General features: G+C 72.5%; 12 protein-coding genes. 7 read left to right on the top strand and 5 right to left on the bottom strand.

What is annotated here, in order from left to right; all coding sequences use genetic code 11:
• The first annotated feature begins 212 nt into the window (after positions 1 to 212).
• Positions 213 to 1,679 (top strand): ABC transporter permease, encoded by a 1,467-nt coding sequence (locus OG440_RS26590; RefSeq protein ID WP_406009295.1) that lies wholly within the window; start codon positions 213 to 215, stop codon positions 1,677 to 1,679.
• Positions 1,680 to 1,775: 96 nt separating this feature from the next.
• Positions 1,776 to 2,465, top strand: a complete 690-nt coding sequence (locus OG440_RS26585) for an ABC transporter ATP-binding protein (protein WP_406009294.1) — start codon at positions 1,776 to 1,778, stop codon at positions 2,463 to 2,465.
• Between the two features lie 140 nt (positions 2,466 to 2,605).
• On the opposite strand, the gene OG440_RS26580 is transcribed toward OG440_RS26585, so the two are convergent.
• Entirely contained in the window at positions 2,606 to 2,932 is a 327-nt protein-coding gene (locus OG440_RS26580; protein WP_406009293.1) for a nuclear transport factor 2 family protein, read from the bottom strand.
• A 158-nt stretch (positions 2,933 to 3,090) separates the two neighbouring features.
• Here OG440_RS26580 and OG440_RS26575 point away from each other — a divergent pair, with 158 nt between their 5' ends.
• From OG440_RS26575 to OG440_RS26555, 5 genes are all read left to right on the top strand, one after another.
• Positions 3,091 to 3,636 (top strand): DoxX family membrane protein, encoded by a 546-nt coding sequence (locus OG440_RS26575; RefSeq protein ID WP_406009292.1) that lies wholly within the window; start codon positions 3,091 to 3,093, stop codon positions 3,634 to 3,636.
• 112 nt (positions 3,637 to 3,748) lie between these two features.
• Positions 3,749 to 4,228 (top strand): MazG-like family protein, encoded by a 480-nt coding sequence (locus OG440_RS26570; RefSeq protein ID WP_406009291.1) that lies wholly within the window; start codon positions 3,749 to 3,751, stop codon positions 4,226 to 4,228.
• A 166-nt stretch (positions 4,229 to 4,394) separates the two neighbouring features.
• Positions 4,395 to 5,255: a hypothetical protein gene (locus OG440_RS26565; protein ID WP_406009290.1), complete on the top strand. Its 861-nt coding sequence runs from the start codon at positions 4,395 to 4,397 to the stop codon at positions 5,253 to 5,255.
• Positions 5,255 to 7,651 (top strand): bifunctional serine/threonine-protein kinase/ABC transporter substrate-binding protein, encoded by a 2,397-nt coding sequence (locus OG440_RS26560; RefSeq protein ID WP_406009289.1) that lies wholly within the window; start codon positions 5,255 to 5,257, stop codon positions 7,649 to 7,651. The genes OG440_RS26565 and OG440_RS26560 overlap by 1 nt, the downstream gene beginning before the upstream one ends.
• Complete coding sequence (locus OG440_RS26555; RefSeq protein WP_406009288.1) at positions 7,651 to 9,873, top strand: bifunctional serine/threonine-protein kinase/ABC transporter substrate-binding protein; 2,223 nt, start codon at positions 7,651 to 7,653, stop codon at positions 9,871 to 9,873. The genes OG440_RS26560 and OG440_RS26555 overlap by 1 nt, the downstream gene beginning before the upstream one ends.
• Here OG440_RS26555 and OG440_RS26550 read toward each other — a convergent pair.
• The 4 genes from OG440_RS26550 to OG440_RS26535 are packed head-to-tail and all read right to left on the bottom strand — an operon-like array spanning position 9,852 to position 15,761.
• Positions 9,852 to 11,156 carry a sulfate adenylyltransferase subunit 1 gene (locus tag OG440_RS26550; RefSeq protein WP_406009287.1) on the bottom strand — a complete coding sequence of 435 codons (1,305 nt, stop codon included), beginning with the start codon at positions 11,154 to 11,156 and terminating at the stop codon, positions 9,852 to 9,854. The two genes, OG440_RS26555 and OG440_RS26550, sit on opposite strands and share 22 nt — an antisense overlap.
• Complete coding sequence (cysD, locus tag OG440_RS26545; protein WP_406009286.1) at positions 11,156 to 12,091, bottom strand: sulfate adenylyltransferase subunit CysD; 936 nt, start codon at positions 12,089 to 12,091, stop codon at positions 11,156 to 11,158. The genes OG440_RS26550 and cysD overlap by 1 nt, the downstream gene beginning before the upstream one ends.
• Positions 12,088 to 12,675, bottom strand: a complete 588-nt coding sequence (gene cysC / locus OG440_RS26540; protein ID WP_406009285.1) for an adenylyl-sulfate kinase — start codon at positions 12,673 to 12,675, stop codon at positions 12,088 to 12,090. Before cysC ends, cysD begins: the two co-directional genes overlap by 4 nt.
• Positions 12,672 to 15,761, bottom strand: coding sequence for an amino acid adenylation domain-containing protein (locus OG440_RS26535; RefSeq protein WP_406009284.1), 3,090 nt, complete (start codon positions 15,759 to 15,761; stop codon positions 12,672 to 12,674). Before OG440_RS26535 ends, cysC begins: the two co-directional genes overlap by 4 nt.
• Positions 15,762 to 16,042 lie beyond the last annotated feature (281 nt).

The following is a 16,042-nucleotide window of genomic DNA, read 5'->3' as shown; positions in this document are numbered from 1 at the left end:
ACAAGGGGATTCGGGGAAAAAGGAAATCCCCACTGAACCCCTGCCACCTGGGAAAAGCCCCTCCACAGCCTAGGAATCAGCTGTCTCAAGGAATTCTGATCCGACCCCCCGCATTCTCAGTCCTTACACATCTTTTACTCAGGATGACTCAAAGGTTTCTTCCTAAGTTGTGGCCGCGCCCACAGCGGGCGCCAAGAACCTTAGGGAACGGGATGTTTGGCATCTATCTCAAGCGTGAACTGGGCCGGCGCAAGAAGGCCGCCCTGGTCATCGCACTGGGTCTGGCGCTCGGAATCGCGCTGGTCATCACCGTCAACTCGGTGTCGGCCGGCATGACACAGGCTCAGGACAAGGTCCTTCAGTCGCTGTACGGCCTCGGTACCGACATGACGGTCACCAAGGCCCGCACGGCACCCACGGCCAACAGTTCGGGTGGCCCCAGATTCGAGTTCGACGCCTCGGCCGATGACGACGACGACTCGCAGCAGAGTTCGGACCGGGTGACGACGCAGGGCGGCCAGGCCCTCAAGGCCGCGCTCGTCACGCAGGTCGCCGACCAGAAGGGTGTGGAGGCCGCGGTCGGCGCCCTCACCCTGAACGTCACCAAGGTCGACGGCTCCTTCACCCAGGGCAAGGCGGAGAGCTCCAGCGGAAGCAGCGGCAACAGCGGCCAGGGCGGCCCCGGCGGCAACGGCGGCGGCTCCACGGCGGCCCCGAAGGTACAGGGCGGCGGCGCCTCCTTCGACGTCAACTCGTACTCCGTGGCCGGTGTCGACGTCACCAACCAGGACCTCGGACCGCTGGCCGGCTCCAAGATCACCTCGGGTGTCACGTTCACCTCGGCGCAGACCGACGCCAAGGTCGCCGTCGTCAGCAAGTCGTACGCCAAGGAGAACTCGTACAAGGTCGGCTCGACGCTGACGATCTCCAGCACCAAGTACAAGATCATCGGTATCGCCACCCCCGACAGCAGCGACTCCACCACGGACGTCTACCTGCCGCTGAAGCAGGCGCAGACCCTCGGCGACGCGGCGGCCCAGGTCACCACGATCTACGTCAAGGCGACCGACTCCCAGCAGATCGACACCGTCAAGGCGACGATCACGAAGAACATCTCCGGTACGACGGTCACCACCTCCGCCGACCTGGCCGAGACGGTCTCCGGCTCCCTCTCCACCGCCTCCAACCTGGCGACCAGCGTCGGCAAGTGGCTCTCGATCGCCGTCCTCGTCGCCGCGTTCCTGGTGGCCGCGCTGCTCACCTCCTCGGCCGTGTCCCGCCGGGTGCGCGAGTTCGGCACCCTGAAGGCACTCGGCTGGCCGAGCCGCCGGGTGACCCGGCAGGTCGTCGGCGAGTCCATGGTCAACGGTCTCCTCGGCGGCGCCCTCGGCATCGGCCTGGGCCTGGCGGCCGCGTACACCGTGACCGCGATCAGCCCGAAGCTGACCGCCGAGCTCGGCAACACCGGCGGCGGCGCGGGCGGCGGCCCGGGTGGCGGCGGTCCCGGCCGGCAGTCGGCCTCGAACACGATGGAGATCGCCCTCTCGGCTCCCGTCTCCGTCACCACCATCGCGCTCGCGGTGGGCCTGGCGATCGCCGGCGGCCTGATCGCCGGCGCGATGGGCGGCTGGCGCGCCTCCCGGATGCGTCCCGCGGACGCCCTGCGCAGCGTCTCCTAGACACGCCCCGACCAGTCGTCACATCCCGTCACGTTCCGTCGCCCCCGTCACCTCCGTCACGGAGAGCCCGGAGAGCACGGAGAACCCGGAGACCCCATGTACAACCTCACCGGCGTCACCAAGCGCTACACGCGCGGCAAGGAGACGATCGAGGCGCTGCGCGGCATCGACCTCACGATCGCGCAAGGCGACCAGCTCGTCATCCAGGGCCCCACGGGCGGCGGCAAGTCGACGCTGCTCCAGATGATCGGCGGCCTCGACCGGCCGACCGAGGGCAGCGTCGAGCTGGACGGCGTCGACCTCGCGCGCATCAGCGAGGCGAAGCTGACCCGGCTGCGCGCCGAGAAGATCGGCATCATCTTCCAGTCGTTCAACCTGATCCCGACGCTGACCGCACAGGAGAACGTCGAGACGGCCCTCGTCCCGCTCGGGGTGAAGCCCGCGGAGCGGCGCGAGCGCGCGGCGGAGGCCCTGCGCTCGGTCGGCCTGGGCGAGCGTCTCACGCACGCCCCGGCCGAGCTGTCCGGCGGCCAGCAGCAGCGCGTGGCGATCGCCCGCGCGCTGGTCAAGAAGCCGAAGGTGCTGCTCGCCGACGAGCCCACCGGCAACCTCGACGAGGGCATGCGCGACGAGATCATGGAGGTGCTCGAAGGGCTGTGGCACGAGTACGGGCTGACCTTCATCATGGTCACCCACGACTCGTCCATCGCCCGCCGGGCCCCGCGCCTCGCCACCATCAAGGCGGGCCGGCTCACCCTGACGGAACAGGCGGCCGCCCACTCCTGAAGGACTCCCGAGGAACTCCCTCAGGACTCACCGAAGAGCTCACCGAGGAACCCACTGCGGAAACCACTGCGGAACTTCCGTACTACGAGGGGCCGTTGACCGCCTGCCCGGCGATGAACGGCCCCTCGGCCGTGCCCCCGCTACGCCTGACCGGTCTCGAAGCGGGAGATCCGGCCGTCGTCCTCGACCACGAAGCTCCACCTGGTGCGCATCTCGCCCCAGGTGTCGTTGCGGTAGTCGGCGATCAGGGCGCGCCCGCCGGCCGATTCCTTGGTGACGTCCATGTGGCCGTGGGAGGAGAAGATCTCCCGGTCGGTCCACTGGGCGAGATCACGGTCGGAGCCGTCGTCCGCCATGGTCGCGTCGGGGGTGAGCAGGCTGCGGAACGCCTCCTCGTCGTGGGCGTTGACGGCGGCGACGAAGGCCCGCACGGCCGGGTCGCTGAGTCTGTCGATCTGGATCGCCATACGGGCCACCCTCACACCGAGGTCCGGGCCCCGCCACCCGAACGGCGTTCAGGACGGGCCGGACGGGTGTGAGTGATGCGACGGTGGAAACGCGGAGGGGACCGTTCCCGACCTTTTCTGCCCGCTCACGTCCGCAGTTCTCTGCTCAGGGAGTCACCGTGACCTGTTACGACCGTCGTGATCTGGGACTGCTGCTGCTCCGCCTCGGCACCGGCGGAGTGCTGGCGGCCCACGGCGCACAGAAGCTGTTCGGCTGGTTCGGCGGACACGGCCTGGAGGGCACCGGCCAGTTCATGGAGTCCGTCGGCTACGCGCCCGGCAAGGCCAGTGCGACGGCGGCGGGCCTGGCGGAGGCCGGCGGCGGCACGCTGCTGGCCCTGGGCCTGGCCACCCCGGCGGCGGGCGCGGCGGCGGCCGGCGCGATGGCGGGCGCGTCCGCGGTGCACGTCCCCAACGGCTTCTTCGCCCAGAGCGGCGGCTACGAGCACGCGGCCTCCCTGGGCCTGGCCGCCGCGGGCCTCGCCGTCACCGGCCCGGGCCGCCTCTCCCTCGACCACGTCCTCGGCCACACGGTCGACCGGCGCTGGATGGTCCCGGTGGCGCTCGGAGCGACGGCGGCGGTCACGGCGGTGGTCGTCGGCATGCGGACCAAGCGGCTGCGCCGGCAGGAAGAGGGGGAGCAGGAGGCGCTGTTCGAGGAGTGAGCCCGGGGGGGTACGGGAAGCGGCCCGTGAGCTGGAGGTGGGCCGCCGGTGAGCTGCTGGTGCGCCGCCCGTGAGCTGTCGGGGGCCGGGTCCGACCTGACACGCTTCTTCCATGAGCACCCGCCCCCGGCCCTCCAGGTCCGCACCCCCCGAACCCGAGGTCGCCGACCCCACCTCAACCGAGTCCGCCGACCCCGCTGAAACCCAGGTCGCCGACCCCACCGCACCCGAGGTCACCGGCCCCACCGATCTCTGGGCCACCGTCGATGCCCTGTGGACCTGGCTGGACGCCAACTCGGCGCACCGCGGCCGCGAGGGTCTGCTGCTGCGCGTGCTGAAGCTGTCGGAAGAGGTCGGCGAGGTCGCGCAGGCGGTCATCGGCGCGACCGGCCAGAACCCCCGCAAGGGCGTCAGCCACACGTGGGAGGACGTGCAGGGCGAACTGTGCGACGTGGCCATCACGGCGTTGGTGGCGCTGCGCACGCTGACTCCGGAGGCGGAGGCGGTGTTCGCGGGGCAGCTGGCGCGGGTGGCGGAACGGTCGGTGGGGCCGACGGCCGGACGTGTGGCGGATCGGTCGGCGCAGCGGTAATCGGCGCAGCGGTGATCGGCGTAGTCGGCGGGGCCTGCCGGTGAGGCCGCGGCCGACGTCCGCTGATTCCGGTCGCCCCCTCTTCGACGAACCGTCCGCCCGCTCCGCGCGTCCCTCTGTACGATCACCGCACGCGAGGCGGGGGCCGTAGGCGGAGGGGGCGTGGATGGACGACAACGCTGGTAGACGCAGGGCGGCTTGGCCGTGGCAGGTCGGTGCGTCGGTGGCCGCGGCGGCCGTGGTGCTGGGCGGTTGCGGTGCCGGAGACGACGACAAGGGCGCCGGGCCGAGCCCCTCGGCATCCACGCGTTCCGCGACCCCCGCGGCGTCCGGGGCCGCCGCCTCGTCCTCCCCCGCCGCGTCGGGGGGAGGTGACACCTCGTCACTGACGCCGTTCCAGGCGGATGCCGCCAAGGTGCCCACGACGAAGCGTCAGGCCGAGGCACTGGCGGCGGCGGTCGCGCTTCAACCGGGGGCGTGGGGTGCGGACTTCAGGGCCCAGCAGCCGGCCGAGAGTACCCCGGGCACCGTGGCCGTACTGGACGATCAGTGCCGGTGGGAGCGCAAGAGCCCGCCCCGCGGTGTCCTCGCCTCACTGTCCCGCTACAGCGAACTGCCGGGCGCCGCGGGCAAGGGAGAGGTCAAGGTGACCGCGGCGGTCACCGTGCACGCCACGGTGCTCGATGCCGACGACCAGCTGTCCACCACGCTGGAGGAGCCGTTGCGCTGCCGGGAGCAGCAGGTCCGTAGCGACGAGCGGATATCCGGGCTCATGTCGACCGGCACTCCCTACGGCCAGGGAAACAACACCTACGCCGACGACCAGGTCGTGGAAATAGGTTCCTATCTCGCCGGGAGCAGCGAGCAGTCGTACTTCTGGTTCGTCACCCGGCTCGGCACCGTGACCCTGGCGGTGTCGGTGAAGGGTGCGAAGGGCTACACGGACACCGAGTTGAACACGTTCGCGTCGCAGGCGACCGCCACGATGCTCAGCCGGGTGGAGTTCGAGCTCGGAGGGAAGAGCTGATGGAGTCACTGCGTTCGTCGGATCCCGCGCACATCGCGGAGCACCGCCTGCTCGGGCGGCTCGGTGCCGGAGGCATGGGCGTGGTGTACCTGGCCCGCACGCCGGGCGGCGCCCTGGTGGCGCTGAAGGTGCTGCTCGCCGAGTACGCCGAGGAGCCGGATTTCAAGGAGCGGTTCCGCCGCGAGGTGGAGGTCGCCCGGCGGGTCGACAGTCCCTGGGTGGTGCCGCTGGTGGACGCCGACGCGGACGCCGAATCGCCGTGGCTGGCCACGGCGTTCGTCCCCGGCCCGTCGCTGGGCGAGGCGGTCACCGCGTACGGGCCGCTGACGGAGCGCGGGCTGCGGCTGCTCGGCGCCCGGCTGGCCGAGGCGCTGGGCGAGGTGCACCGGGCGGGGCTGGTGCACCGGGATCTGAAGCCGGGCAATGTGCTGATCGCCCATGACGGGCCGCGGCTCATCGACTTCGGCATCGCCCGGGCCCCGGAGGACAGGACGCTCACGGCGACCGGGATGGTGGTCGGCACGCCCGGCTATCTGTCGCCCGAGCAGGCCGCGGGTCGCGGGGACGGCATCGGCCCGCCGAGCGATGTGTTCTCCCTCGGGTGTGTCCTGGCCTTCGCGGCGACCGGCCGGGCGCCGTTCGGCAGCGGAGCGGTCGACGCCCTGCTCTTCCGGGCCGTGCACGATCCGGCGGACCTCGACGGGGTGCCGGTGGGGCTGCGGGAGGTACTGGAGCGCTGCCTGGAGAAGGATCCTTCCCGACGGCCCGATGCCGGCGAGCTGGCCCGGGAACTGACGGCCGAGGGCGATCGCCCGGCTATCGGCGAGGGCGCGCCCCGGGACGGGCGGCGGGACAACCGAGCGTCCGACTGGCTGCCCGAGCCGGTCACCCGGCTGATAGCCGAGCGATCGGCCGCCGCGCTCGCGCTGCCGGACATCGAGCACACCCAGGTCACTTCCGGCGCGCAACTCGCTTCCGGCACACAGGCCCCTACGGACGGACAGCTCTCCTCGGGCGAACAGGCCTCCTCGGACGAACGGGCCTCCTCGGACGGACAGGTCCCTTCGGACGCGCGGGTGGCGTCCGACGCGGAGGCGCCGGCCGACGCCGTGGCCGGCGCCGGGGCGGCCACCGACCCGGCGGAGCCCGGTCCGCAGGACGCCCGCCCGGCCGACCGGCGCCGTTTCCTCCTGCTCGCGGGTGGGGCCGTGGCGCTGGCCGCGGCCGGGGGCGGAGTCTGGTGGGCGGTCTCCCGGGACGGCGGTCCCGGAGACGACAGCCCCGCCGCCGCGTCCTCGCGCCGCCCGGTGCACACCGTCGCACTGCACGGCGACCTCAGCGGACCGCAACGGGAGACGGGCAGGGCCCAGGAACGCGGACTGCGCCTGGCCGTCGCCGAGTTCAACGCGCGCGACGACGCCCCCTTCACCGTGAAGGTCAGGGCCGTCGACGACGGGGGCGATCCGGCGGCCTCGGCCCGGCTCGCCGAGGAACTCGCGGACGACCCGGCGGTCCTCGCCGTGGTCGGCCCGACCACCGACGCGACCGCACAGGCGGCGCTGGCCAAGTACGACGCCGGGCTCGTGCCGGTCGTCGCCGTGTCCCCCGGGAGTATCAGCCTCGTCATCCAGGGATTCCGCTCGTTCCTGCTCGGGCGGCTGCCCGACTCGGTGCTCGCCCTCTACATGAGCAACTACCTGCGCGGAACCGCCCGTTCGCAGAAGGTCGGGCTGGTCGTCGACCGTCCGGCAGGCAACTACGGCACAGATCTCGGTACTTCCCTCAGTACTCAGCTCAGCAACGCACAGCAGCCGGCGGTGCCGGAAGTGGTCAGCGCGATGCGCCACGACTTCGGCACCGCGGTGGACGCGGTGCTCTCCGCGGGCGCGGACTCCGTGTTCTTCGCCGGGCTGCCCGACCGGGGCGCGCTGATCGCCGCGACGCTGCGGCAACGCGCCTTCCGGGGCGCGCGCGTGTCCGGCCCGGCCCTGCTGGACGGACGGTTCCTGACCGGAGCTCAGGAGGCCGCCGACGGCTGGGTGATGGTGGCCCCGGTCGTCGACCCGGCCCGCAAGCCCGAGGGCGCGAAGTTCGCCGCCGCCTACCGCACGCGCTTCAAGGAGGCACCACCCCGGTACGCGGCTGAGGCGTACGACGTGACCGGGATGCTGCTGAAGGCGCTGTCCGGGCTGCCGGCGAAGAAGCGCACCCGGGCGAACCTGCTCGAGACCGTGCGGACGGGGAAGTACGAGGGCATCACGAAGGCGTTCGCCTTCGAGCAGACCGGCAAGATGGCCCGCACCGGGCTGATGGTCATCGACGGCACCGGCGGTTTCCTCTGGCGGGTCGAGCAGGGCGACTTCGTGTACGACGGCCCCGCTCCGCTCACCGTCTGATGGAGCCGCTGCGCACCGGCGACCCGTCCCGGATCGGCCGCTACCGTCTGCTGCGGCGGCTGGGCGCCGGTGGCATGGGCGTGGTCTTCCTGGCCCGCGCGCCGGGCGGAGCGATCGCCGCGGTGAAGGCGGTCCGGTCCTCGTACGCCGACGAGAGCGGTTTCCGGGCTCGTTTCCGCCGCGAGGTCGAGGCCGCCCGGCAGGTTCGCAGCCCCTGGGTGGTCCCGTTGCTGGACGCGGACGCCGACGCGGAGACACCGTGGCTGGCGACCTCGTACGTGCCGGGGCCCTCGCTCGGCGAGGCGGTGGACACCTTCGGGCCGCTGTCGCTCGCCTCCGCGCGGGTGCTGGGCCTGCGGCTCGCCGAGGCACTCGACGCGGTGCACGGAGCCGGCCTCGTGCATCGCGACGTGAAGCCGGGGAACATCCTGCTGGCCCCGGACGGGCCACGGCTCATCGACTTCGGCATCGCCCGCGCGCCGGAGGCCACCGCGCTCACCTCCAGCGGCGTGATCGTCGGCTCGCCCGGTTTCCTGTCGCCCGAGCAGGCGCGGGCGCGGGGCGGCGAGATCGGCCCGCCCAGCGATGTGTTCTCGCTGGGGTGCGTGCTGGCGTTCGCCGCGACGGGGGTCCGCCCGTTCGGCGGCGGCGGGGCCGCGGGCATGCTGCTGCGCACGGTCTACGAGGATCCGGATCCGGCCGCGATCCCGGACGGCCTGGCGTCCCTGCTGCGAGCCTGTCTGGGCAAGGATCCGGCCGACCGGCCCACCCTCGCCCACCTGCGCGAGGCCCTCGGGGAGGAGGCGGCGACCGACTCCGCCGAACGGTCGGGCTGGCTGCCCGCGCAGGTCGTCCGGCTCATCAACGACCGTTCCGCCGCCGTCCTCACCCTCGGCGCGATCGAGCCGACCCAGGTGCCCGCGCCCGCGGCGGCGAGCACGGTGTCCCCGGAAGCCGCGACACTGACGGCCGTCTCCGCCCCCCGGCCTCCCACCCCCACCGTCAACCGCCGCGGCTTCCTGCGCCTCGGTTCGACGGCCGGCGTCCTGGCGGCCGGCGGTGGCGGGGCCTGGTGGTGGAGCACCCGCCCGGAGAGGGGGGCTGGTGCCTCTCCGCCCGACGCGACTGCGCGTCCCGACCTGGTCGTGGCGTTCCACGGCGACCTGACCGGAGCCCGCAAGGAGCTCGGGAACGCCCAACTCGACGGGACCCGGCTGGCCGTCGAGCAGATCAACGCCAAGGGCCGCCACCCCTTCCGGCTGAAGCTGCTCCCCTACGACGACGGCGGCGACCCGAAACGGGCCGATCAGCTGGCCGGCCGCCTGGCGAAGGACGCCGCCGTCCGCGCCGTCCTCGGCCCCACCACCGACGCCTGCTTCCTGGCGAGCGAGGTCACCTACACCGAGGCGGCGATGCCCGTCGTCTCCGTGTCGGTGGGCGTCGACACACGGAGCAGGACGATCGACGAGAACCAGTTCCACCACTCCCACGCGGCCCTGCGCGTCACGGACCCGCTGCTCGCCGCCCCCTGTACGAGCTACCTCACCCACCACGTCGACGCGCGCAAGGTGTTCCTCGTGGACGACCGGGTCCAGGGCGACTTCTCCTGGGCGCTGTGCAAACAGACCGAACAGGCCCTGAAGCAGGGCGGCCGGGGCGCCACGGTGACCACCGTCGCCGCCGGGAAGGCCGACTACACGTCGCTCGCCGCCGCGGTGATGTCCGCCCGCGCGGACGCTGTCCTCTTCACCGGCGACGCGGCCCGGGCCGCCGGCATCGCGTCGGCGCTGAGCACCGCCGGGTTCACCGGAACCCGCATGGCGACGGAACGCGCCTTCGCCCCACGGTTCCTCACCTCGGCAGGCGCCGCCGCGACCGGCTGGGTCTTCGCGACCTCCTTCACCGACCCGACGGCCCGCACCTCGGCCCGCGCCTTCACCAAGGCCTACCGCGCCCGCTACGGCACCGGCCCCGGCTGGTACGCGGCGGAGGCCTTCGACGCCGTGATGTTCCTGGCGGACGCCTGCACCAAGGACGGCGCGGCGGTGACGGAACGGGGAGCGATCGCCCGCCGGCTGCCCGAGACCACGTATTCCGGCATCACCCGGACCGTCGAGTACGAGCAGGGCTACGGCTACAACCACGACGCGATGTTCCTGTTCCGGGCCACGGACGGGGCGTTCCGGTATCTGGGGCAGTATCAGGAGGCGGGGGTGTCGTGAGGCGGGAAGGCCTCACCCACCATGCCCGCGGTGAGCGTGCTGCCGTCCTCGGGATCGATGAGGATGAAGGAGCCGGTGAGGCGGGACTCGGCGTAGGTGTCGAGCGGGAGGGGCTCGGCGGTGCGGAGCACGACGGCGCCGATGTCGTTGACGTCGAGTGCCGCGGGGTCGGGTTCCCGGGCCAGGCCTTCGCTGAGGTCGACGCGGTGCGGCAGCTGCCGGACGACCGCCCGCACGGTGCGCGAACCGTGCTTGAGCAGGACCCGGTCGCCCTCGCGCAGGGGCCGTTCGTGGAGGTGGCAGACGGTGGCCCGGATGTCGTGGGTGATCGCGGGCGCCCCGGCGGTCGGCGCGATGAGGTCGCCGCGGGAGATGTCGAGGTCGTCGGCGAGCAGCACGGTGACCGACTGCGGCGCCGAGGCCTGCTCGACGCTCGTCCCGAGGGCGTCGATGCCGCTGACGGTGCTGGTCGCGCCGGAGGGCAGCACCGTGACCGGGTCGCCCACGCGCAGCACACCGGAGGCGATCCGTCCGGCGTAACCGCGGTAGTCGGGGTGCCGCGCGGTGCCCGGGCGGATGACGTACTGCACGGGGAAACGGGCCGGGGCTTCGGTGGGTGCGGGGCCGGCCGGCACGCGCTCCAGATGTTGGAGCACGGTGGGGCCGTCGTACCAGTCCATCGCGGCGGACCGGTCGACCACGTTCTCCCCGGTCAGCGCGGACACCGGGATGGCGGTGACGTCACGGACGCCGAGCGACGCGGCGTAGGCGGCGAACTCCTCGGTGATCGCCCGGAAGACGGCTTCGGCGTGGTCGACCAGGTCCATCTTGTTGACGGCCAGCACGCAGTGCGGGACGCGCAGCAGGGCGGCGACCGCGGCATGGCGGCGGGTCTGCTCGACCACGCCGTTGCGGGCGTCGACGAGGATCACGGTCAGGTCGGCGGTCGAGGCGCCGGTGACCATGTTGCGGGTGTACTGCACGTGCCCGGGGGTGTCGGCCAGGATGAACCGCCGCGCCGGTGTGGCGAAGTAGCGGTGGGCGACGTCGATGGTGATGCCCTGTTCGCGTTCGGCTCGCAGCCCGTCGGTCAGCAGCGCCAGGTCCGGATCCGCCAGGCCGCGCCGCCGGGAGGCGTGCTCGACCGCCTCCAACTGGTCGGCGAGTACCGACTTGGAGTCGTGCAGCAGCCGCCCGACCAGCGTGGACTTGCCGTCGTCCACGGACCCGGCGGTGGCGAAGCGCAGCAGCGTGGCCGCCGGGATCTCGACGGTTGCGGTCATCAGAAGTACCCCTCGCGTTTACGGTCTTCCATCGCGGCCTCGGACAGCCGGTCGTCGGCGCGCGAGGCCCCTCGTTCGGTGACCCGGCTGCCGCCGATCTCCGCGATGACCTGGGCGATCGTGCCCGCGCCGGAGTCCACGGCTCCGGTGCACGACATGTCGCCCACGGTGCGGTAACGGACCAGTCGGCGCTCGACGCTCTCGCCGGCCCCGGGTCCGCCCCACTCGCCCGCGGTCAGCCACATGCCGTCGCGGGCGAAGACGTCGCGTTCGTGGGCGTAGTACAGGACGGGGAGGTCGACGTGCTCCCGGGCGATGTACTGCCACACGTCCAGTTCGGTCCAGTTGGACAGCGGGAACACCCGGACGTGCTCGCCAGGGGTGTGCCGGCCGTTGTAGAGCTGCCACAGCTCCGGGCGCTGGCGGCGGGGATCCCAGGCTCCGAACTCGTCGCGCAGGCTGAAGACCCGCTCCTTGGCGCGGGCCTTCTCCTCGTCGCGCCGCCCGCCGCCGAAGACCACGTCGTGGCGCCCCGCGCCGATCGCGTCGAGCAGCGGCACGGTCTGGAGCGGGTTGCGGGTGCCGTCCGCGCGCTCGCGCAGCCGCCCGTCGTCGAGGTAGTCCTGTACACGTGCCACGCGCAGCCGCAGTCCGTGCGCGGCCACCGTGCGGTCGCGGTACTCCAGGACCTCGGGGAAGTTGTGCCCGGTGTCGATGTGCAGCAGGCCGAAGGGGACCGCGGCGGGGGCGAACGCCTTCCGTGCCAGGTGCAGCATGACGGCGGAGTCCTTGCCGCCGGAGAACAGCATCACCGGCCGCTCGAACTCCCCCACCGCCTCCCGGAGGATGTGCACCGCCTCGGACTCCAGCGTGTCCAGGTGCGACAGCGCGCCGGGCGGGCGGACCGCTTCGGCCCGCTCGGGAGCGATCGTCATGCCAGTCCCCTTTCGCCGAGCAGCGCGTGCAGCGCCGCGGCGCAGTCCTCGACGCCTCGGTCGTGTGTCCGGATCCGCAGGTCGGGCGTCTCGGGCGGCTGGTACGGGTCGTCCACTCCGGTCAGTCCGGTCAGCTCACCGGCGGCCTGCCGGGCGTAGAGGCCTTTGACGTCCCGGGTCGAGCAGACCTCCACCGGGGTGGCGACGTGGACCTCCAGATAGGGGGTGCCGTGCCGCTCGTGGCGCTCACGGACCGCCTGGCGGCTGTCGGCGTAGGGCGCGATGACGGGGACGACGGCCTTGACGCCGTGGGACGCGAGGAGTTCGGCGACGAAGCCGACGCGCCGGACGTGGCGGTCCCGGTCCGCGCGGGTGAACCCCAGGTCCGCGGAGAGGAACGCGCGGAGTTCGTCGCCGTCGAGCACCTCCACCCGGTGGCCCGTGCCGCGCAGCCGTTCGGCCAGCGCACGGGCGAGGGTGGTCTTGCCCGCGCTCGGCAGGCCGGTGAGCCACACCGTGGCGCCGCGACGCGCCGCGTCGGTCTCCCCGGGTGTCACCGGCTCGGCGTTCCTGCCGTCCGTCACTCGCCCATCACGGCCTCGGACGGGGCCGGGCGGTCGCCGACGAGCGTGGCGGCGCCGGCCGCGGAGCGGTAGTACAGGGCGTACCGGTGGAGGACGGCGGCGCCGACGGGCGGCCAGTCGAGTCCGGCGCGGGCCGCCAGCGCGGTGGCGTGCGTGCTGGAGAAGGCCGCGGGGTCGTCCCGGAAGAGCCCGGCCAGGGTCTCCTTGACCAGCACCTCGCCCGCGTCGCTGTCGGCGGGTTCAGGGATCAGCGCGAGGACACTCGCGAGTCCGTGGTTGTCGGGCTCCTCGACCGCCGTGCGGCGCACCGTCTCCCAGAAGGTCCGGTACGGCACCTCGGCGAGCCGGAACTCCTCCCGGAAGACCGCCATCAGCTCGTCGAGGCTCACGGCGCGCGGCTGGACGGTGTGGAACCAGCCGCGCTCGCCGCCCGCGACGGCCGCCACCACCAGACCGCTCACGTAGTCCACCGGTGTGTAGTCGGTGACGATCGGGCTGGGGAACCACATTCCGGTGCGCAGACAGGCCCTCACCAGCAGGTCGGGCAGGCCGTAGCGGCTCGGAACGCCGTGCCGCGAGTGGGGCATCACCTCGCCGAACCGGTGGACCACCGTGGGCACGCCCCGTTCGGCGGCCTGGGCGACCAGCCGCTCGGCGACCCACTTGGACCGGGTGTAGCCGTCGGACGGCGGGCGCTCGCTTCCCACCGGGCCCTCGAGGCACCGGCCGGCGCCGGGGGCGGCCGCGGGGAACACCCCGAGCGTCGAGATGAAGTGCACGGCCTTGAGCCGGCGGGTGGTGGCCAGCCGGAGGATCTCGACGGTGCCCAGCACATTGGTGGTCCGGTGCGCCCGGTAGCTGCGGGCGAGGTTGACCATGGCCCCGTTGTGGACGACGGTGTCGATCTCCCCGGCCAGCCGCCGGTAGGCCGTCTCCTCCAGGCCCAGCCGGGGCCGACCGAGGTCGCCCGGGACGGCGCTGATCCGGTCGGCGAACCGCTCGTCCCACAGCTGGTAGTGCGTCAGGTTGGCGACGACGCGCTGCCGGGCGGTGCGCTCGTCGGCGGCCCGGACCAGGCAGTGCACCGTCAGCGATGTTCCGGTCAGCAGATCGTGCAGCAGATGACCGCCGATGAAGCCGGTCGCTCCGGTGAGCAGAACGCTGCGCGGGGCCTGCCCGGCGAGTACCTCGACCGCCGCGCTCACCCGGATGTCCTCGGGCAGCTCGCCGTCCGTGTCGTACTGCTCGTGGGGCGGTTGGGGCGGGCCGGCCGGGCCGGGGTCGCCGGGACCGGCCTCGAAGGCGCCTTCGAGGTGGGCGGCCTGTCCGGCGAGCGTCGGCCGTTCGAACACGTCCCGCACCGAGACCCGGCGCCGGAACCGTTCGGTCAGCATGACGGCGAGCCGCTGCGCGGAGAGCGAGTCGCCGCCGAGGTCGAAGAAGTCGTCGTCCGGTCCGACCGTGCCGACCGGCAGCAGATCGAGCCACGCGGCCAGCACCGCGGCCTCCGTCCCGCCCGGAGCGACGCCGCCCTCGCCGGCCGTGGCCGGCTCACGGACCGCCGTCGCTCCGGCCATCCGGGCGAGTTCCCTGCGGTCCGCCTTGCCGTTGGGGGTGAGCGGCAGCTTGTCCAGGACGAGGAAACGGCGCGGTACCAGGGGCGCCGGCAGCACCTCGCGGGCGTGCGCCCGCAGGGCCTGGGCATCGGCTTCGGCGTGCGGCGCGCCGCCGTCGGGTTCGGCGGGGCGCACGGTCACGAAGGCGACCAGGGACCGGTTCTCCTGGCTCTCGTGCACGACGACCTTGGCCTCACGCACCCGAGGGTGGCTCAGCAGCCCGGCCTCGACCTCGGTCAGCTCGATGCGTACGCCGCCGATCTTGACCTGCTGGTCCCGGCGCCCGACGAACTGGAGCAGCCCGTCCGGCCGCCGGTGTCCCAGGTCGCCGGTGCGGTACAGGCGCGTGCCGGGGATCTCCGGAAAGGGGTTGCCGACGAACGCGGCCGCGGTCTTCCTCGCGTCCTTCAGATAGCCCAGGCCCAGACACTCGCCACCGATGCAGATCTCACCGGTCTCACCGGGCGCGACGGGTTCCATCCGCTCGTCGACGATCACCGCGTAGGTGTTGTCGATGGGGAGGCCGATGGGCATCGGGTCGTGGTCGGCGTCGGTCACCACGTGGAAGACCGAGCCGATGGACGCCTCCGTCGGCCCGTACGTGTTGACGATCGCGACGCCGGGCAGCAGGGACCGGAAGGTCTGCACGCTGTCCGCCGTCATCTCCTCCCCGCCGATCAGCAGCCGGCGCAGCGAGCGCAGCCGGTCGGCCGACTCGGGCTGGACCCGCAGCAGTTCCACGAGCGTGTTGAAGATCGACGGCACGAAGTCGGTGGTGGTCACGGCATGGCGGTCGATCACGTCGAGGGTGGCGGCCAGGTCCAGGATCCCGGAGCGTTCGGGGATGACGACCTGGCTTCCGGTGGTGAGCGGCCACAGCAGCTGCCACAGAGAGGAGTCGAACTGGTGCCGGCTGTTCTGGAGCACCACCTCGTCCGGGCGGTCGCTGAGGTGGCGGCTCATGTAGGTGAAGCGGTTGAGCAGCCCGCGGTGGATGTTGAGGGTGCACTTCGGCACGCCGGTCGAACCGGAGGTGTAGAACCCGTACACGAGGTCGTCGAGGCCGGCCGGTGCCGTCACCGGCGGCGTCGGCCGGTCCCGCAGTGCGGTGACGTCGACGTGCACCGAGGGTACGTCCAGCGGCAGGGGGCGGCCGGTGCGCGAGCGCACCACCACCTTGGCGTCCAGGGTCTCGATCATCCGCGTGACCCGGTCGGCCGGCGCGGTGTCGTCGATGGGCACGAAGGGCGCCGCGAGCTTCATGGCCGCGATCATGGCGAGGGGCAGCTCCAGTCCGCCGTCCACCGCCAGCGGCACGAAGTCGCCCCGCCGGACGCCGAGTCGGCCGAGGCGCTCCGCCAGATCGTTGGCCCGTTGGTCGAGTTCGCGGTACGAGAGCGTGCGGCCGCCGAAGGTGACGGCCGGCGCGTCGGGGACGGCCCGGGCCCGGTCCTGGAACAGCTGGAGCACGGTCCGGTCCACGGGATAGGCGACCGAGCGCCCCGCATTTCCCTGCACTTGAGCCCGCGACGCGCTATTCAAAGTCCAACGCCCCTTCGTTGAGCGAATCCCCGGCATGGCCACTCACGCTAATCGCATGCCCGCGCTCCGGGTACCGTCCAGCGATTACGGAACATGTAACCCTGGCGCTTACTCGATTACTTGTACATACGGAATGCTTGACTGAGCTGATTGATTGGCAGCGCATTTCCACAGGGGGTTGAACTGCATTATGGAACTGAATGACCTGA

Source organism: Streptomyces sp. NBC_00637 (genome assembly GCF_045161545.1).
In the GTDB taxonomy this organism is placed as follows: domain Bacteria; phylum Actinomycetota; class Actinomycetes; order Streptomycetales; family Streptomycetaceae; genus Streptomyces.
This window is presented reverse-complemented; position numbering and strand designations above follow the sequence as displayed.